This is a genomic window from Halosimplex pelagicum (genome assembly GCF_013415905.1).
Taxonomy (GTDB): Archaea; Halobacteriota; Halobacteria; order Halobacteriales; family Haloarculaceae; genus Halosimplex; species Halosimplex pelagicum.
The window spans coordinates 3196773-3214874 of the sequence record NZ_CP058909.1; the positions used below are offsets into that span (position 1 = coordinate 3196773).

The following is an 18102-nucleotide window of genomic DNA, read 5'->3' on the forward strand; positions in this document are numbered from 1 at the left end:
TGGTACGATGGTAGATTCGCCAGGCGACGAATTAGTAGCGGCATATCTTTCGGACCGGGAGTGGGAGAAACAGCGACAGTCGGTTGAGAAGACTGCCGGGATTGTGCAGGATCTTGCGGTGGCTCTACTTGAGGCGGGTGAACTTGGTCAGCAGGAGGTGACGGCGTTGTATCGGTTATGTATGAATAACAGCACGTATCCGGTTTCGAGCAAGCGTGGTGAGATTGACGAACTAGAGATTCCGGCGGATTTGAAACGTGATTTGAAAGAACGGCTTGGTGAGGATGTTGGGACCGTCGGTGGGTTGTTGTTCCCGGTTGAAATCCCGGCTGAGAACACAGATGCGGTGACGGCGTGTTTCAAAACGCTTGTGACGGCTGAGGAGCGGGAGGCGTGGGATGACGCGGTTCGAGAGTTGGCCGAGCTTGAGCTCCCGAACGTGAAGTGCGGGAAGCTGTCGCCGATCCTGTCGTATCTGCACCCGGAGTACTACCCGGTCGTAAATACGATGTCGCGGAACGGGCTGGCCGAATATTTCGATGAGGATGTGTCGAATGAAGTTGCTGAGCTCCCGGAAACGGCAGCGACGTATCGGTCGATTCGAGACGAGTACGGGTTTGAGGCGAACTTCCGTGACTTGGATTACTTTTTCGTGTGGGCGAACAACCGAGCGAAAGAACGGGATAGCGTGACTCTGGAGGGTGACCGGTCGTATTTTTGGGTGAATCAGTCGAATCAGTCCGAAATCGAAGACGAGTATCTACGGGCGAAGGTGGACGATGTGTGGCACCACGAGCTCGAAAAATTGGCCGACGGTGACGTTGTATTCCATAATTTTAACGACGAGTTGATCGGGTTGTCAACGGTGACGGGGACTCCAACTCAGTACGAGTTCAGAGATGATGTGTATCATCGTGTCCCGGTTGATTTCGAGTGGTTCTCTGAGTCAGTGCCCGTCGATACGGAATTGAAGCAAGTTCTGGATACGCCGGACTGGCATCAGAAGTACTACCCGATCGATTCGAACGGGAATCTGAAGCAAGCGTACCTGTCACAGTTGTCGTTAGCGGCCGCGGAGTTCCTGTTGGATACTGGTGAGGCATGGAATCTGATCCAGTCTCTTGGATCCGATGGGCCGGGGGAAGAGATTCCAGATGCGCCTGACCACGCGGACGAAATTGAACGGCAATTACTGAAGAAGAAGCAAGTCGTGTTCTACGGGCCGCCGGGGACGGGGAAGACCTACACTGCGGAGCGATTCGCCAAATGGTGGGTGGGGCAGCAGGATGGCGGTGACCCGGTGTCTGATCGGGTTGCGACGGTGACGTTCCACCCCTCGTTCACGTACGAGGACTTCATCGAAGGATTGAGCGCGAAGACCAATGACGAAGGACAGGTGGCGTACGAGGTGCAAGACGGGGCGCTGAAGCGCATGCAAACTGCGGCGATGGCTGCGTACGACCGGGCAGCCGAAGCCAACACGAAACCGGACCGGTACGTTTTGATCATCGATGAGATCAACCGCGGGAATCTGGCACAGATCTTCGGTGAGGTCATCACGTTGCTGGAGGCGGATAAGCGCGGGACGTTCAACGTGGAACTGGCGCACTCGGGTGAGACGTTTACCCTCCCACCGAATTTGTACGTGATCGGGACGATGAACACGGCGGATCAGTCGATTGCGCTGGTGGATACGGCGCTTCGCCGCCGGTTCCGGTTCGTAGACTACCCACCGAATCTCGATGTGGTGTGGGGGGCTGGTGACATGGTCGCTGCGGATGCCTACACGGCAGTTACGCAGCCGAACGAGCAGGTGTCGCGTCGGGAGCAGCTGGTCGGTGCGAGCGTGCTAGCGGTTGAAACGCTGAACGAACGGATTTTGAACGCGCCGGAACTCGGGAAAGGCAAGCAACTCGGACACACGTATCTCCTTGGTCACGAGTCCCCGACTGACGTGGTGGATGCGTGGCGGTACGATATCCTGCCACAACTGGAAGAGTATTATTTCGGGCAGTTCGATCGCCTCCGAGACGACTTGTTGACTGAGACCGGTGAGCGACTCATTCGGTGGGAAGCTGAACAGATTCAGTCGTTTGACGCTGCAGACCTCTATGCAGCACTCTGCCAGCTTGCAGGCATCGAGGACCCGGTGCCTCTCGCTGCAGCGCCAGTAAAAGCGATGACTGATGGTACGGGCGCATCGCAGTCTGTGGACGCGTGGGAGGAAGGTGAGAAAACGGTCGCGGCGTTCCGTGAGCGAACTACTTCGACGCTAGATGAGAAAGCGCAGTCTCGGGTGGAACGGTTGCTTGCGGTTGGCGAGGACATCGGGCGGCTTGATACGGGCCGTGGGGAGCATAATGCGACGGCACAGTTGAAGACGGATCTCATCGATCCGGGCGTCGGGCTCCTTCAGATCGACCAAGACGGGACAGTGAAGTTCAAGCTGGATTGGCTCGCCGCTCGTGATGAGAACGCGTTAACTGGTGAGTTCATCAACGATGCAGCGGGCGCGTTCGATGAGGTTGCCGCGTACTCTCATGAGTGGGAGCCTGACCCGGACGATGACGAGCGAGAGTTTGTCGCGTCAAACATCCAGATTGCCGACCTCTCCGAAGCGGAAATGGATACCTTAGTCGAGGGGGTCCGCTCGTTTGCACGGCAAGCGGATGAGTTCCAGCATGGCTGACCTCTCTCAAGTCGGCCTCGTCGGCTCACCAGTGCAGACTAACGGGCCGGGTGAAACGGTGCCGCCCTCGAATCCGCTGGTGCTGGCGGAACACGACGAGTCGGAGCCGTTCGAGATCAGTACGGATGACGCTCAGTTCCTTGACCGTCTCGACGAGGTCCATGAGTCCGCGCCGCTCGACGTATCGTATACGAATGATGGGCAGGTGATTGTGAGTAGTGGGTCGTACGTCGGCGTGATGACGTTGCCGAGTGGTACGCAGATCGAGGTGACGCCCAAGCAGTCTGTGACGCGGTTGCTGTGGGCGCTGCAGTACGCGTTTGACACGCCGATTGATTCGATGGGGAAAGAAACGGGGTTCACCGGTGCCTCCTCGTTTTTTGACGCGATTGGCGTGTTGTTCCTGACGGAGCTCAAAACGGTTCTTGACCAAGGCCTGCACCGGGATTACGTTCGCACGCAAGCCGTCCAAGAGCATGTTCGCGGTCGCATTGACGTGCAGCGGCAATTGCAACGAGCGGGTCCGACGCCGACTGATTTCGCGGTCGAGTACGACGAGTTTACCACAGATACGGTGTTGAACCGCGCCGTGCTTGCCGCGGTCCGCGTGTTGACCGGGCTGGTCCGTGATAGTGAATTAGCGAGTCGACTCCAGCACGAAGAGCAGCGACTCAGACAGTTCACGACGATCGAACCGGTGTCTGTTGATGCTGTCGAGCGGATCGAGCTGTCGCGGTTGAACGAGCATTACGATCTCTTGTTAGATTTGACGAGAACAGTTCTAGCTCGAGAGTTCTTCGAGGATATCAGCGCAGGGACGAACCGCTCACTCGCGCTGTTCGTGAACATGAACGATATTTTCGAACGGCTCGTTGAACGGGCGTTCCGAGCCGCTGCGAAACAGATCGGCGGACTCACAGTCGAGGGACAGGCGTCCATTCAGAATATTGTCGACGGACCGCACGCTGTGTCGATGCGGCCAGACGTTCTAGTCAGACATGAAGACGGGACACCGGCGGCTGTCATCGACGCCAAGTGGAAGACCGGTTCAGCGTCATCCGGCGACGTCTATCAACTCACCTCATACGTCCTCGCACTGGAAACGTGCGGCGCGCTTGTGTATCCAGGGCACAGCGAGCACGGTGGTGAGGAGTCAACAGTGATGGACCAGTTTTCGCTTCGCTCCGTTGAATTAGCCACGGACGCAGTAGCTCCGTCATATGGCGATTACGTCGATGTGTTAGAGGATAGTGCGTACCGCTACCTGACCAGCATTCTCTAGAGAAATCGGGGGTACGTTTGAAAAAGTACGGAGACCGTCTTTGAGAAATGTCGGCGATAGCTGTTTTATGATTCGATATTGCTAACGAGATCGCGTAGTTGGTCTCGGGTGAGCGGGTCGATGAACTCTCGTTCGCCGGTAGCCGTGTAGTAGAGGCTCGCGGTTACGGGCTTGTCGGGGAAGCACTCTGAGAGGACGTGATAGTACGCGCTGAGTTGCTTTCGATATTCAGTTTCGCCGCGTCTCGTCCGGTCGGTTTTGTAGTCGATGATCTCGATTTCGGCAGGGGTTGCGTGGACCAGGTCGACGACGCCCGAGATCGTCACGCGCTCACCGTTTACGTCTAGAGGGAGCACGGCCCGCTCTTCGACGTGGAGGTCCCCCGAAAGACTGTCGAGCAGCGCTTTGACGTGGCGTTCGTCGTCGGTGTCGCCGGTCGTCGGCGCGACGTCCTCACCGAGTGCGTAGGCTTCTGCGAAGTCGTGGACGCGCGACCCGAACTCACGGCCGCGGAACTCGACCGAGTCGGCTTCTGTAGCGTCGTCCGTGAACACATCGTCGTCCATGAGCGTGTGCGGCGTGTGGCCTGTCGGGCCGTCCGGGGTGACGATGGAGAACGGGAGTTGGGTTTGGGCTGTTGTGCTCCGATCGACGGTCTCGACTACCGGGTCGCCAGCACGCGTGGTGCAGGGGAGTTCCTCGAAGAACGTGTTCGGATCCTCGCCACCGGTGAAGATGACGTGATTTTCGGCTCGCGTGATGGCGACGTACAGGAGGCGTCGTTCCTCGTCGTAGTCGCGGGACAGGCAATGCCGGATGACGTCGTGCCGCCAGTTGTCGTAGACGTGCGGGTGCTCTGCGACGGTGGCGTACTGCTTGCGTTGGCGGAGTCCGACGGGTTCGGTGTATTCGACGACGCTTGACCCGCCGCCGTTGGGCGGGAATTTTCCGCTGTTCATATTCGCCAGGACGACGATCGGGTACTCTAGACCTTTCGCGGAGTGGATCGTCTGGACCGTGACGGAGTCGACACCAGCGCTGGTGAACACGTCGTGGGTACTGCCGTTTTCGATGCCGCGCTCGATGAGCTGGATAAGGTCGCCGCGAGTGAGCGTCGAGGACTTGTGGACCGACTGGATCGTGTGTAGGATGACGTCGGCGTATTCGCCGGTGAATCCATACCGGTCGAACACCGCTCTGGCAACGGCCCCGACCGCGGCTCGCTCGTCGAGGTCGTCACGAAACGCAGTCATATTCGCGGGGTAGTCGCGGGTGTCTAGGATGTGGTCGACCTCGTCGAGCGTGTACCCGGCTTCTTCGAGGACGACTGCCCATCCCCTGTCGGCATCGGAGTCAAGGATCCGGAGCCAGGCGAGCAGCAGTTTCGCCTGGTCGGTTCTGAACAGTTCGATCCCGCCGTCGTAGGCCATCGGGAAGTCGTACTCGTCAGCGACGGTCAGCAGCTCCCGGCCGAAATCACGCGTCCGCGTGAGGACAGCGACGTCGCCGTACGTCGGCGGCCGCCGAGTCCCGTCTTCGTCCTCGACAGCGTACTCCTCGTTCCCGACGACGTCCTGAATCGTCGAGAGGACGGCCTCGTGTTCGTCGGGGTGATGCACTCCTCCGATGGTGGTGTTGTCGAACGCCGCGTTCGACGACAGCGAGACGACGTCGTCCAGCACCGCCTCGTCAACGTCGTCTCGACCGGTCGCCGGAGTAACGAGTGCTTCTTCGGAGAAGTCGAGAACGGTCTGTGTCGACCGGTAGTTCTCGGTCAGCTCGATCCGCTCGACCTCACCAGTGTCGAACTGGATGCGCTTGCGGTCGTCGTCCAAGTCGTCGGTGAACCGATCGAGTCGTGCTTCGAATTGGAGGATGTTCTCGACGTCGGCGTACTGGAACGAGTAGATGCTCTGCTTCCAGTCTCCGACGACACAGATGTTGTCGGTCCCTGCGAGCAGGAGCGCGAGTTTGAACTGGATCTCGCTGGTGTCCTGGAACTCGTCGACCATCACGTAGTCGAACGCCGCGCGCTCGCGGAGCGAGTCGTCCTCGCACAACAGGACGAACGCGAACAGTTGCAGGAACCCGAACGTCAGGTAGTTGCGACGCAACGCGAATTCGAGGTACTCGACGTAGATGGCGTGGACGAACGACTTGAGCTCCGCCCGGTCTTCGTCGAAGACCAGTTGAGCGACGCGCGCCGGGACCTGTTTCTTCCCGTCGCCTCGCAACTCCGCTTTGGCCGGCGCGTCGGGGAGGTACGTCTTGTTTCGGCCGTACCCATTCAGTTTCTGCCGGAGCCGGGATTGCTTGCGGCCGTCGTTGCGCGGCTGATTGACGTCGTCGAACAGCGATTCGAACGCGTCGAAGTCACCGTCCAGCGCGTCCTCCCCGTCTCGGTACCACCCGTCGGTCGTCGGGAAGACGCCCTTCGACGCGAGTTCCGACACCACGTCGAGTAGTTCGAGCGGGTCCGACAGCTCGCGGAACACGTCCGCGTACTCAGGGTGACTGTCGCGGAACTGGTCAATGAACTCCCGGAACAGTTCGTTCTCGACGAGCTCGTCTTCGATGACGCGGGTTGAGCCGGTGATCCGCTCGTCCAGCCCGAGGTGGGTCGGGGCCCGATAACCGTGCTCCTGCAGGATATCGAAGCAGTGGGAGTGAAACGTCTGGATAGAACCGTCCGCAAGTTCTCGGAGGGAGTACGTCGAGTGGTCGACGATCCGCTCTTTCATTTCGGTCGCCGCACTCCGCGTGAACGTCACGAGCAGGACGTCTTCGGGTTCGACCGAGGGTTGGTCGACTATCTCCGCGTACCGACGCGTGATGGCGAACGTCTTGCCGGTCCCGGCCCCCGCGTCGACGACGTAGATGCCGTCCGTGTTCTCGATGAGTCGCTGCTGGTCAGGGTTGGGTGTCGGTTCAGTCATCGCTGCCCCCCCTCCAAGAGCAGGTCCCGGTGATCGACGCGACGGTAGTTCGGCTCGTCACCGGCTCCCGCGATGGGGAATCGGTCGTCGCCACGCCGATACGCGATCAACTCCTCGATACTCTCGGTGACGAACTGTTCGACGGCGTCGAGACCCTCCTGGAAGAACGCCTTCTTGCGCACACCGTTGAGTGCCCGGATAGCCTGATCACAGCCTTTCTCAGCGTCGACATCGCCGCTAGTCTGAGCGTTGACAGCGTCCGTGAATGCCGTGGCGAACTCCGAGTCCCGGAGTTCGTCTTTCGCGGCCGTGTCCGGGAATGAGAGTCGACCCATGATCTCCGCGTACGCCTCGAATCCCAAGTCCTCGAACGTGGCGACGCAGTCGTTGTATCCGTCGAGTAGCGTGTCGTACGCCTGCCGGGACCCGACGTGTTCGTCGAAGGTCCACGGATAGTACCTGACAGTCGTCATCGTGTCGTCGAGGTCAGCGTCTCCGGTGATGACGTCGTCCAGCGTCTCTAGGAAGTGGAAGAACGTGAACGCGATCGGTTCGTCGGGACGAACCGTCCGGTAGTGACTGAGATACAGCGCAGACTGGAAGTTCGGCGTGTCGCTCGGCGGGTCGACGGCGGCTTGTTTGACGACGTCGCGCCGGGATTTCTTCCGGCCGCTCTTGAAGTCGAGCAAGTGGTCGGGTGCTCTGACGAGGTCGATCTTGCCTTTGATCCCGAGCGCCGTATTTTCGAACCAGCGTTCGGTGAGTGGCGAGTCGATCGGCTCGTCGAAGTGGTCGGCGAAAAAGTTGCGCCCCCACCCCGAAGCGGGCGTGAGAAAGTCCTCGGACTCCGGACCGCGAGTATCGAGGTACTCGACGATCGTCTCGATCCCGATCCGGTAGGTGCGACGGCGCAACGGCTCGTCAGTCCCCGAAAACAACGGCCGGGCTTCCTCGACCATGACATCGACTACGTCCTCGATAGCGTCGTCGTCGATTACCTCGGGATGGTTCACGTAGAACTCGGCGAAGTCGTGAAACAGGTTCCCCTCAGTGAAGTAGTCCTTATCGGGACCGTCGACTAACCGACTGAAGAAGTAGTCCCGCGGACTGTTGACGTAACTGTTGAGACTCGACTGGCTGATCGCTTCGACGGTCTCGGCTTCGACATCGATGTCCGCTTTCTCGAAGCCCGTCTCACTACTGGTGACTGGCCTGCGGTGAGAGACGGCATCGAGGTCACTGAACTGGTCATAGTCGTCGTCGAGTAACTCGCCGAAGTACAGACACGGCGTGACTGGCTGGCCGCCGCGCGTGTCCTGAACGAGATAGTACTGCTCGACGCCGCTCTGTATCAGGAGCTGGAACTGGTCGAGATACCGCTGGAACTGCGCCTCCGTGTCGACCCACGGCCGTTGCGGCGGCGAGTGAGTCCAGTCCTCGTCCAGCCCGACGTGGAACACGACGGGCCGGTCGACGTAGCCGGCGGATTTAGCGTCAGCCAGCAACACGCCCTCGTTCTCCCGATCGACCGACACCTCGTAGGTCTGCAGGTAGTACGCAAGGTCGTCGACCGTATCCGCGCTGACCGGTGTCTCGGCGATTCCCACTGTGGCGAGTTCCGCCTCGAACGAGGTCAGGTCCGCTCCGGTTTGTGCCTCGTATGCGTCGAGTGCGTCCGCGAACGTGTGGTCAGTGATCGACTGGCAGAACTCACGGACCCACGCCGTTTCCGGGATTACTGCTTCGTGGAGTCGCTTGTTGTCGTGGTCGATGGGGACGTCGATACCCATCTGTGTGAGCACGGGCTTGACATCCGCGACCGTCGTTTCACCCCCGCGGAACCCTGCACGGCAGAGATTGAGAAACGCGCGGTGATGTGGGTCGTCGATGAACCCCGGCCCGCCGTAGTAGGGGACTCCAGCTGCGTCGAACGCTGCTTGGATGAGTGAGGAATACCGGCTATTGGCGTCCAGAACGACGGCGACGTTGTTCGCTGTCTCGGCGGTGATGGTGTCGAGAATCGCGTCGATGATGTCTGCCGACGAATCAAATATGTTGAACTGCGGGTAGTCGAACGTGCCCTCAGTGAAGAGGTCGATGCGGTCGTACTCGTCGGGAAGGATATTCCGTTCTAACGTTGTCAGTTGCTGCTCCCCGACCACGGCGAGTGACTCCGCGTCGACAGTGTACTCTGTCAATGACTGCGACGTCGATTGCAGCTCCGCCATAATCTCGACGACATCGCTTGTCTCGCCGTCGACGTACCTGTCGTATTCGAGTATCGACTCCGCTGTTCCCTGGTGCTCCCAACACTGGAGCACGTTCCCGACGGCGTAACTGATCGATTGCCAGTCGTGGTCAGTACGCTCGATGACTTCGAGAAACGCAGTCCGGTCTTCTGCTTGTTCCCGGCGGCCTGCTGCGAGTCGGCGTGGCGTCGTCGCAAACGTCCCGAACTGTGGAACATCTACGCGACGATTAATCGCACTCGCCAGCGGCGCATCCGGAGTGAGAACCACGTCATAGTCCGCAACCGCCCTGTAGAGTTGGTCAACCGGCTTCGCACGCTGAATAGACACGCATCCCTAATGCGCAAGGAGTTGGTTAAAGATTGGTATATGTTATAACACAAATGACACGGTTCATTCCCTGTACTGAGCATAAAGACTGATCACACGATAGTCAGAGAGATGGGGCAGTGATCATGCCATCACCAGGCCCCAACAGATACCCTGCTAGACAGAGAATCAACTTCTTTCGTTCGCTTGGTGTCTTTTATCGAGTTGTTGGCGCACCTACTCCACGCTCTCATCAATCGCTTCCGAATCGATTGGAGAGCGGTTCCCCATCCCCATTACTGGAGTGGGGGCAGATTGCCACCGAGAGCCGTGCCTTGGTTATCCGTCTGTTTGTCTCCCGGTTCAGTTACAGTTGATGCCTGTTCTTTTGCTTCTTTGAAACGGTATGCCGCCCTGAGATGGGTGAGTTCTCGTTCTGCTGTCCGCCAGTGAGAGACGTCGTTGAGTTCATTCTGGTGGAGTTCCTTGTCTGAAATCAGGAGTTCCTCTGGATCGGTTGCGTCATATTTGGCTCTGTACTCTGCGAGTTCCTGTTTTACTCGCTGGATTTGATCGACAAGCGCATCGCTACCAGCGAGTTGGATGATCTGTTTCAGAAGGTACCACTCTGGATCTCGACTGTAGAGCTTTCCAGAGTCGGTCTGCTGACTTCTAACAATATCATCTTCAGCAAGCTTGTTGAGCGTGGATCTGGCTTTTGTTTCCGAGACGAGAGCTGTATCTGCAAGGTCACCCGCTGATTTCGGTGTCGTCGTTCTCTTGATCACCGTGCGAATTCGCTCGTTCGCGGTGGTCTCGTTTCTCCACTCTGCGGCTGCGAAGTCATCGATGTCCTCGAAATCATTGTCATCAACCGTGAACGGGTCAATATCATCCACGATTACCGCTTCGTCAGGTAGTCCCTCTTCGCTCGGGTGCTCATCGGGCCTGTCAGGAGATGGTGGCTCGTCGGTCATGCACTACGCTATGTCTCAGGCGCACATATATTTCACCAGCACAGATATGCGCTCCTAGTTTTAACATCGGCGGCATTGAGAACGAGAGTGGACCTGAACCACCGATATTGAGTGATTCGGGAGGTCAGGAGAGAGGGTGCGCCAACCGCTCTCTGACACCCTGTGATGCAGACAACGTATTATCGCCCGAGAGTCCGTATAATTGCGGACACCCCCCGCGCGGTATCGGGGTGGCCAATGAGCAGAGAATCACTGTCCAGAGACACCGGACGTGTTACTCCCTCAATGTTGCTCAGACTGTACGTGAGTTGGGATTTCGGACTAAGTGATCGGGTTAGTCCTCCAATTGTCGGAGAACTGCTTCGCCACGATCAGTCGTGATGTAGTACGTGTGCTTGCGGTGGGTTTCGTCTTTGGGCTTCAATTTCCGCTCGCTCGCTTTGATCGTGCTGCCTTCGTACTTCGTAACGAGTCCTACCTGTCGAAGCGCGCGGTACAGATGGCGGACGTGCTCGAAATCCATGTCCAACTCTTCGGCGGTCATGGGTAGTGTTTAGTTAGCAGCATTGTGCCAGCGAGCGAAACTCTGCAACCAATTTTCAGCTGTTTTCGGTTCAACGTGGCTGAAGCAGTTTGAAAATGAGGAGGTTCGGCGCTTGAGCTCTCGAAAGATCCGTTCGACAGCGTTCCGATTTCCGTGGCGACGCATCTGAAATCGGAGTCCAGCTCGTTGCAGTGCAGTTTGGAGGTGTTGAGCCCCATCAACGAGAAAGACCGCAGTTTCGACATCGTGTTTTTGACGCAGTTCGCGCAGGAAGATCTCGGTCAGAGCGGTCGTCGTCGTTGAAAAGAGGCGGACGTGAAGCAGTTCATTCGTCGCTGGATCAGCGGCGGCGTACAGCCAGAACTGCTGATCGTTGATCCGAATCACCGTCTCGTCAAGCGCGACTTGATTCGGAGATCGACCAGATTCGGGCTGTAGATCGGCTTTCTGCACCCAATCGTGGACTGCCTTCCGACTGCGTTGGACACCCAGACAGTCGAGCAATTCGACGGTATTCGACAGCGACAGTCCCGCAACGTGCGATTGAATACCGAGCGCCATCGCCGGCTCGGGTGTCCGCTCGCGCTCCACAAAATCCAAATCTATCCAGTCTCTATGACCGGTGAGGCGGGCGATTTCTGGCATAGGCACCAAGAAATCACACCGCCTCACCTTTCACGCTTAACTAAACACGACCCGGTCATGCGTGGATAGTCCGGCCCGCCCTGATCTAATCGCGCGACGAGTGTGTGTCCGTCAGGCAGGTGCCGAAGAACATTCACCTGTCCCTCGCGTTCGTCGAGAAACCGCAAGAGGTGGTCGCCCTCTCGTGAGAGGCGGTAATAGGTGTGATGCTGCCGGACTTCGTCGGCCTGCTTGGCCTTGACGCGTCGCTGTTTGACTGTCCCCGATTCGACGCGTTCGAGCACGCCTGCCGTCTCCATCTCTTCGCAGAGAGTTTCGACGTGATCGCGCTGCGCATCGAGATGCCCCGCCATCGATCGCGGATAGTTCCCCTCAACCGCATCGAGATGATAGCAGATCAGATAGGCGACGGGGTCGGCGGGCAGCGGGGCTAACTGTCCGACTATCTCTTGCTTGCGTTCGAGTTCGGCTTCGAGATCTTTGGCTTGCTCGTACCGAGACTGTGCGTTACTCGCCGGGTCGGCATCCAGATCGAGAACGACGTCGATCGACCGCCCGTTCGGTGTATCGAGCGCCACTGATAGCTCGCCCGACTCCCAATGATCACCTGATTCAGAGCGGGCCTGCTCAAGCGCCTGTTCGACTTGCGCATAGCGGGTCAGAATCGTGTCTGCTTCCAGGCGGAGACGGTCAATCTCAGCCTGCGAAACCATCTTCATACGGTTATGCTGGTCCGTCTGTTTGAATCCACCGTATCCAGTCGGTTTCGGGCCGTCTCGAAGTGCCAGTCGAGATTGGTTTAGGACAGTTCCCGTGCACGCCCACTCGGGACGCTCACGAACTGATCTACCCGATTTCCCTCGTAGCAGTGGGAACGTGGTGTGTTTATCAGTGTCACTGGCATATCCCCGATATGGCGTATCGATTCGTACGCGCTCAACCAATCCGGCAGCGCCTCTCCGAATTACGTGAACGACTGGATAACGGCGAAATCGGGAAGATGGAGCCGTTCGGTCAGGCAATGACGAAGGCCCTGGAGAACGCCCGGTTCGATCCCGAGACTGACGAAGCAGTCTGGATCGAGGAGGATTACTGTGCGCCACCGCTGGCGATGGAACGCGCGGAAGTCCTCGACGACTACTTCGAGGACATCACTATCGTTGAGGAAGACGTCGACGAAACGACCGGGTGGAAACGCATCGAGGAGCTACCCGGTCTGTGGGACGAGGTACTCGATACAGCCTAAGATCAGTCAAATCCCTGCATCAATGTCCGTGGTTGTCAGTGCGTGCGCGAGGAGTTCGAGGTCCTCACGATAGTCGATAGTGTCCACCCACCGGTCAGGAAGCGATTCGCTCCCAAAGCGCGCACCGGCGAGCGCGCCGGTAACAGCACCGATCGTGTCTGCGTCGCCACCCCGGTTGACCGCGGACACGATGACATCTTCGGCGCTATCAGCTGTCAGCGCGTCATACAGCGCCGTCTGCAACGTGTGAACGACGTAACCGCTATTTGGTAACTGGTTTTCCTCGCTGTGGTCCGGGACCAGTCGCAACGTCTCAACGAGCTCGTCCGGTGCGTCGCTCTCGACGCGATCAAGTGCGCCAGCGAGCGGGTTGTCATCGTCCCGAAGGTACCCGGCAATAGTGCAGTTCAGTACCGCGCAGCCGTATGCACATCGCGGGTCGTAGTGCGTGATTGCTGAGGACTGCCGGCTCACTTGAACGAGCGCATCCGGGTCGTCGGCGAAAGCGATCGCGTGCGGTGCACACCGCATCACGCTGCCGTTCCCGGCGTTTGACCCTTCAGCACGGTGCTGCCAGACTTCGCGCCCGGCATCTCGCCAGGACGTTCCGTTCGCATACTCGCGGATGGCATCGGCGGTCATCAGCCCGATGTCGAACGGACCGCTCTCGTACCACTCGTGGAACCGATCAGCGATGTCTTGCCCGTCAAATTCTTCCTTATCGACAAGGCTCCGTGCGATACACAGGGCCAGGTCAGTGTCGTCCGTGACAGTCCCCGTGGGCTGCCCGTGAGTCCCGTGTCCAAGCATCTCCGCCACGGTCCCGTGCTCGTCAGCGATCGATTCCGCGGAGCGAAACTCCACAGGACGGCCCAAAGCATCGCCGCAGGCAAGTCCCAAGAGCACGCCACTAGCAGCGTCTGATGAAACCATGTATGTCTTGACGGCTACGAATGGCAGATACTTGTAGCCGTGCGTGGTGAATAAGAGGGCCTGTTATTTGCCTGCTCATAGAGACGAAAGCTCGCCAAACGGGACCAATCCCCTAGAATTATGTACTCACGATGTCATTCAAATGCAAGCGAATCGCATGACGCCGGCGACCCCCATCACGGAACGTGACGAAATCAGATCGGCCGAACAGGGGTTCCTTTATAAACGTCGTACTGCCGTCTGGCGAATGTCGCCTGTCACGAAAAGTGATGGGCGCTGCAGGATTTGAACCCGCGACAGCTTGGTCCGAAGCCAAGCACTCTGTCCAAACTGAGCTAAGCGCCCTCACAAACTCCTACACGAGCATCGATGTTTAAACGTCCCGATCCGTGACGGTGGACCGGAACTCACGACCGGAGTCTGACAGTTGTCGAGGGTCCTCGATCGTCCGGTGGCGGACGGAGATACCCGTGTGAGCGGTCCCCGGGGCCGGGGCCATAATAAAGATTTTAACGACCGCCGCGACTAATCGACATGTATCGAGCGGACCGGTCGCGGTTCGTGGCGAAACGGTGGTGTCTCCAGTAGGAATGTACGACCTCGGATCGACGTTCGGGAACGCGACGGTTGCCCCGGGTACGAACCTGCTGGTCTCCGGGCCGCCGCTGTCGGGCAAGCGTCGCATGGCGCTCGACGTGCTGGCCCACGGCTCCGAGCGCGGCGAGGGGGTTATCGTGGTCACCACCCGCGACAGCGCGAGCCGCGTCCTCAACGACTACGAGGCGCTGGTCTCGGACCCCGGGTCGGTCGACATCGGCATCGTCGACTGCGTGACGAAACACCAGGGACGGAGCGCCCGCGACACGGACATCGTCAAGTACGCCTCCTCGCCGGAGGACATGACCGGGATCGGGATCAAGTTCTCCGAGTTCGTCGAGGAGTTCCGCCAGGAGCGCGGCGTCGAGAACGTCCGCGTGCTGGTCGACTCGTTGTCGACGCTGTTGATGTACTCGGACGTGCAGACCGTCTTCCGGTTCATGCACGTGTTCACGAGCCGTATCGAGAACGCCGACGCGATGGGCGTCCACATCATCGAGTCGACGGCCCACGACGACGAGACGCTGAACACGCTCCAGCAGCTGTTCGACCACGCCGTCACCGTTGAGGCGGACGGCTCCGTGTCGACGACGATCCCCGGCGCGACGCCGGACCCTCTGGAGCGGTAGCCGGCAGTCTTTTGCGCGTCTCGACCCACTGTCCGGGTATGCCAGTCGACTCCGACGACACGCTCAGAGAGATCCTCGACGGTGACACGATCGCCGTCGTCGGCCTGTCGAGCACGCCGGGGAAGGCCGCCCACGATATCCCGGCGTACATGCGCGAGCAGGGCTACGAAGTGATCCCGATCAACCCCTACGCCGACGAGATCTTCGGCCGGGAGCCGTACGACTCGCTCGCCGAGGTCGAGGAGGAGGTCGACATCGTGGACGTGTTCCGGCCGACCGACGAGGTGCCGGAGATCGTCGACGAGGCGCTGGACCGCGACGACGCCGGGACGGTCTGGCTCCAGCTGGGCATCACCCACGACGATGCCGGTGAGCGGGTCGAGGCGGCCGGCCGGAACTTCGTGCAGGACCGCTGTCTCAAAGTCGAACACGAGCGACTGTCCGAGTAGCGTCGGGACGGTGACGACACGGCACGGCCGACCTCAGTCGTTCGTCGCGGCGGAGTCGCCTGAACCCGCCCCGTCGCCGCTCGCGGCGTCCGCCGCGGTCGAGCCGGCGTCCGATCCCGTCTGGTCGCCGGCTCCGTCGCCATTCTCGGTCGCTTCGCCCCCGTCGGCGTCGCTCTCGTCCCCCTCGCTCTCGGCCTCGGGGTCGGGGAGCCGCTCGGCGACGACGGCGTCGGGGTCGACGCCCTGCTGTTCGGCGAGCGCCTCGACGATGGCGCGCTGTTCGGCCAGTTCCCGGTCCATCGAGTCGAGCTGGTCGCTGGTGGACTCTACCCGCTCTTTGAGGTCCTGAACCTGTTCGATAACCTGGTTGAGTCGTTCGTAGAGCTTCTCCGCGATGTCGCTCACGCGCTGGATCTTCTTCGCGGTGTCACCGAATCCCATACCCGGCGGTTCGGCCTCCCCTGTTGTCCGTGTTTCGGCTCGGCGACCGGGCGCTGGCCCGTCTCGGAGCGGCCGAGCGGACGCGCCCGGAGCGAGACCGGGGTCGTTAAAACCGGAGCGTACGGAGTCGGGGACATGAAGCAGACGCGGCTCGCGCCGCTGGTCGGCGTCGTCGGGTGCCTGCTCGTGCTCGTGTCGCTGGGTCTCCCCTACGTGCTGGTCAGGACCGCAGTCGGCTCGGCCGTGGGGACCTACTACGGCGAGGGCGCGCTGAACCCGCTGGTCGGCGGGATCTTCGCGCTGGTGGCCGCGATCGTGCTCGCCGCGGGCCGCGACGAGCGCACCGACCCGCCGCTGGCCGCCGGCGTCGGCATCGCGCTCGGCTTCTTCATCGTCGTCGTCGTCACCGTCTGGGCGGTGACCGTCCCGGTCGGGGTCATCGGCGGGATGGACGGACCGGCGGTGCTGAGTTCCCACCGGTGGGCGACGATAGCGGTCGCCGCGCTGATCCCCGCGGCGAGTCTCTGGTGGTCGCGGACGCTCGGCCTGCTCTGAGCCCCGTCGCGGTCGGCCGATCTCGGGGTCGCGTCGTCGGAGTGACCCGAAAGGTCCTTATGATGGACGGCGGTAGGTCGGAGTGGACTAGGCCGGGCAGCTAGGCCCTGCTCGTCACCCGCGGTATGGCCTTCAGCGGGGGCCGAACACCGGGGGCGTCCGGTCCGACGGGCGTGGGCCCCGCAAGCCAACATAGAAGCCTCGTCCTACGGGGACGGCGGTCCGCGGCTTCGCGTCTGCAGGGACGCGCGGCCGCGGTTGATCGAGGGCACTCCGTCAGGCGCGGAAGCGAGCAGCGGACCCTCGGACACCCGTCGCTCGCAGGGTCGCGGGGTGGAGGAGGCAAGCGGGATTCCCCGCGCTCGAACGACCGGGCAACCCCGGGAGTCCGTCCATTCATACCACTTTTTTCGACGGAGAGCGCCTCGCGCGCCGAAGGCGCGCTGCGGGGATCCTCCGCCGAAAAAACGTGGGGAAAAAGTTCCGGACGACTCGCTCCCTTCGGTCGCTCGCGTCCGGTGAACCGCGCCTGCGGCGCGGATGCTCGGTGGCGAACCAGCCTGCCCCCGGGTCGGCCGACGAGACGGCCTCCCGGCCACCGCACCGCGACCGCTCCGCCACCGCACCGCGACCGCTCCGCCACCACGACCGCTACGCCACCGCAACAGCACCGCCACCGCTGACGACCTTATCCCCGCGGAAGGCGTACGCCGCGGTATGCCCACCGTCCGCACGAACGACATCGAGACGTACTACGAGCGCCGCGGCGAGGGGCCGCCGGTCGTGTTCGTCCACGGCGCCGTCGTCGACCACTCCCAGTGGAACCCCCAGTTCGAAGCGCTCAGCGACGAGTACACGACCATCGCCTACGACGTGCGGGGTCACGGTCGCACCGGCGGGTCCCAGCGGGGTCGCTACTCCGTCGACCTGTTCGCCGACGATCTGGGCGCGCTGCTGGACGCGCTCGACATCGACGAGGCCGTCCTCTGCGGGCTCTCGACCGGCGGCTGCATCGCCCAGGTGTACGCCGCCCGCCACCCCGACCGAGTGGCCGGGCTCGTCCTGGCCGACACCTTCGCACCCGAATATCTCTCCGTCGGCGAACGCCTCCAGCGCTCGCTGTTGCTCCGCGCGACGGTGCCGTTCGTCCGCGTCCTCGGCTACGAGCGTGTCGAGCGCTGGCTGGTCCGACTGCAGGAGCGGATCTCGGGGGAAGGCGTCAGCGGCGACTACGAGAACATCGAGCGCATCCGCCAGACGGGGCCGAAGATGGCCACCGACGAGTTCGCCAAAGTGATCGGCGCAGTAGCGGGATTTCACCGTTCCGAGGTCCGCTTCCCCGCGATCACCGCACCGACGCTCGTTCTCTACGGCGAGCACGAGGCGCCGTTCATGCGCCGGCAGGCCAGGCATCTGGGAACGGAGATCGGCGGCGCGACCGTGCGCGCGGTCCCCGGCGCCGGCCACGCCTCGAACCTCGACAACCCCGAGTTCGTCACCGACGCCGTCCGCGAACTGCTGGCGGAGGCATATCCGGCCGAGACGGCGGAGTTGGCCGAGGAGAGCCGAGCGTAGCGCGGTCACGGCGTTTAGGGCGCGGTGGCGGTGCTGTGTGGGGTGG

General features: G+C 60.8%; 15 protein-coding genes, 1 tRNA gene and 1 other RNA gene. 8 read left to right on the top strand and 9 right to left on the bottom strand.

What is annotated here, in order from left to right:
- Positions 1-7: 7 nt before the first annotated feature.
- Positions 8-2689, top strand: coding sequence for an McrB family protein (locus tag HZS54_RS15960; protein WP_179918086.1), 2682 nt, complete (start codon positions 8-10; stop codon positions 2687-2689).
- Positions 2682-3971, top strand: a complete 1290-nt coding sequence (locus HZS54_RS15965; RefSeq protein WP_179918087.1) for an McrC family protein — start codon at positions 2682-2684, stop codon at positions 3969-3971. Before HZS54_RS15960 ends, HZS54_RS15965 begins: the two co-directional genes overlap by 8 nt.
- Positions 3972-4036: 65 nt before the next feature.
- Here HZS54_RS15965 and HZS54_RS15970 read toward each other — a convergent pair whose 3' ends face one another.
- From HZS54_RS15970 to HZS54_RS15995, 6 genes are all read right to left on the bottom strand, one after another.
- A complete protein-coding gene (locus HZS54_RS15970) occupies positions 4037-6907 on the bottom strand; it encodes a UvrD-helicase domain-containing protein (protein ID WP_179918088.1) in 2871 nt (956 codons plus the stop codon).
- On the bottom strand, positions 6904-9486 hold the full coding sequence (locus tag HZS54_RS15975) for a PD-(D/E)XK nuclease family protein (protein ID WP_179918089.1): 2583 nt from the start codon (positions 9484-9486) through the stop codon (positions 6904-6906). Before HZS54_RS15975 ends, HZS54_RS15970 begins: the two co-directional genes overlap by 4 nt.
- 275 nt (positions 9487-9761) lie before the next feature.
- Positions 9762-10442 carry a DUF7342 family protein gene (locus tag HZS54_RS15980; RefSeq protein WP_218927074.1) on the bottom strand — a complete coding sequence of 227 codons (681 nt, stop codon included), beginning with the start codon at positions 10440-10442 and terminating at the stop codon, positions 9762-9764.
- A gap of 334 nt (positions 10443-10776) precedes the next feature.
- Entirely contained in the window at positions 10777-10986 is a 210-nt protein-coding gene (locus tag HZS54_RS26735) for a DUF2250 domain-containing protein (protein WP_218927075.1), read from the bottom strand.
- Positions 10987-10995: 9 nt separating this feature from the next.
- Entirely contained in the window at positions 10996-11631 is a 636-nt protein-coding gene (locus HZS54_RS15990) for an IS6 family transposase (protein ID WP_179918090.1), read from the bottom strand.
- A 23-nt stretch (positions 11632-11654) separates the two neighbouring features.
- A complete protein-coding gene (locus HZS54_RS15995; RefSeq protein ID WP_179918091.1) occupies positions 11655-12344 on the bottom strand; it encodes a DUF2250 domain-containing protein in 690 nt (229 codons plus the stop codon).
- A 308-nt stretch (positions 12345-12652) separates the two neighbouring features.
- On the opposite strand from HZS54_RS15995, the gene HZS54_RS16000 reads away from it, so the two are divergent.
- A complete protein-coding gene (locus HZS54_RS16000) occupies positions 12653-12877 on the top strand; it encodes a hypothetical protein (protein ID WP_246391672.1) in 225 nt (74 codons plus the stop codon).
- Between the two features lie 6 nt (positions 12878-12883).
- Here the strand turns inward: HZS54_RS16000 and HZS54_RS16005 are convergent, their stop codons facing one another.
- The gene (locus HZS54_RS16005; RefSeq protein ID WP_179918093.1) at positions 12884-13810 is read right to left on the bottom strand and encodes an ADP-ribosylglycohydrolase family protein; all 927 of its coding nucleotides are present in this window, start codon (positions 13808-13810) and stop codon (positions 12884-12886) included.
- A gap of 270 nt (positions 13811-14080) precedes the next feature.
- Positions 14081-14155, bottom strand: a tRNA-Arg gene (locus tag HZS54_RS16010).
- A 245-nt stretch (positions 14156-14400) separates the two neighbouring features.
- Here HZS54_RS16010 and HZS54_RS16015 point away from each other — a divergent pair.
- Positions 14401-15036, top strand: a complete 636-nt coding sequence (locus HZS54_RS16015) for an RAD55 family ATPase (protein ID WP_179918094.1) — start codon at positions 14401-14403, stop codon at positions 15034-15036.
- Between the two features lie 38 nt (positions 15037-15074).
- Complete coding sequence (locus tag HZS54_RS16020; protein WP_179918095.1) at positions 15075-15485, top strand: CoA-binding protein; 411 nt, start codon at positions 15075-15077, stop codon at positions 15483-15485.
- Between the two features lie 33 nt (positions 15486-15518).
- Here HZS54_RS16020 and HZS54_RS16025 read toward each other — a convergent pair whose 3' ends face one another.
- Positions 15519-15926, bottom strand: a complete 408-nt coding sequence (locus HZS54_RS16025) for a DUF5798 family protein (protein WP_179918096.1) — start codon at positions 15924-15926, stop codon at positions 15519-15521.
- 135 nt (positions 15927-16061) lie between these two features.
- Between HZS54_RS16025 and HZS54_RS16030 the strand changes: the two genes are divergently transcribed.
- From HZS54_RS16030 to HZS54_RS16040, 3 genes are all read left to right on the top strand, one after another.
- Positions 16062-16481, top strand: coding sequence for a DUF7548 family protein (locus HZS54_RS16030; RefSeq protein WP_179918097.1), 420 nt, complete (start codon positions 16062-16064; stop codon positions 16479-16481).
- A gap of 80 nt (positions 16482-16561) precedes the next feature.
- Positions 16562-16875: signal recognition particle sRNA (ffs, locus tag HZS54_RS16035), an RNA gene on the top strand.
- Between the two features lie 323 nt (positions 16876-17198).
- Entirely contained in the window at positions 17199-18056 is an 858-nt protein-coding gene (locus tag HZS54_RS16040) for an alpha/beta fold hydrolase (protein ID WP_179918098.1), read from the top strand.
- Positions 18057-18102 lie beyond the last annotated feature (46 nt).

Coding starts and splice junctions, on each gene's coding strand:
- HZS54_RS15960 (WP_179918086.1), top strand. CDS start 8: ATGGTAGATTCGCCAGGCGACGAATTAGTAGCGGCATATCTTTCGGAC.
- HZS54_RS15965 (WP_179918087.1), top strand. CDS start 2,682: ATGGCTGACCTCTCTCAAGTCGGCCTCGTCGGCTCACCAGTGCAGACT.
- HZS54_RS15970 (WP_179918088.1), bottom strand. CDS start 6,907: ATGACTGAACCGACACCCAACCCTGACCAGCAGCGACTCATCGAGAAC.
- HZS54_RS15980 (WP_218927074.1), bottom strand. CDS start 10,442: ATGACCGACGAGCCACCATCTCCTGACAGGCCCGATGAGCACCCGAGC.
- HZS54_RS26735 (WP_218927075.1), bottom strand. CDS start 10,986: ATGACCGCCGAAGAGTTGGACATGGATTTCGAGCACGTCCGCCATCTG.
- HZS54_RS15990 (WP_179918090.1), bottom strand. CDS start 11,631: ATGCCAGAAATCGCCCGCCTCACCGGTCATAGAGACTGGATAGATTTG.
- HZS54_RS15995 (WP_179918091.1), bottom strand. CDS start 12,344: ATGGTTTCGCAGGCTGAGATTGACCGTCTCCGCCTGGAAGCAGACACG.
- HZS54_RS16000 (WP_246391672.1), top strand. CDS start 12,653: ATGACGAAGGCCCTGGAGAACGCCCGGTTCGATCCCGAGACTGACGAA.
- HZS54_RS16005 (WP_179918093.1), bottom strand. CDS start 13,810: ATGGTTTCATCAGACGCTGCTAGTGGCGTGCTCTTGGGACTTGCCTGC.
- HZS54_RS16015 (WP_179918094.1), top strand. CDS start 14,401: ATGTACGACCTCGGATCGACGTTCGGGAACGCGACGGTTGCCCCGGGT.
- HZS54_RS16020 (WP_179918095.1), top strand. CDS start 15,075: ATGCCAGTCGACTCCGACGACACGCTCAGAGAGATCCTCGACGGTGAC.
- HZS54_RS16025 (WP_179918096.1), bottom strand. CDS start 15,926: ATGGGATTCGGTGACACCGCGAAGAAGATCCAGCGCGTGAGCGACATC.
- HZS54_RS16030 (WP_179918097.1), top strand. CDS start 16,062: ATGAAGCAGACGCGGCTCGCGCCGCTGGTCGGCGTCGTCGGGTGCCTG.
- HZS54_RS16040 (WP_179918098.1), top strand. CDS start 17,199: ATGCCCACCGTCCGCACGAACGACATCGAGACGTACTACGAGCGCCGC.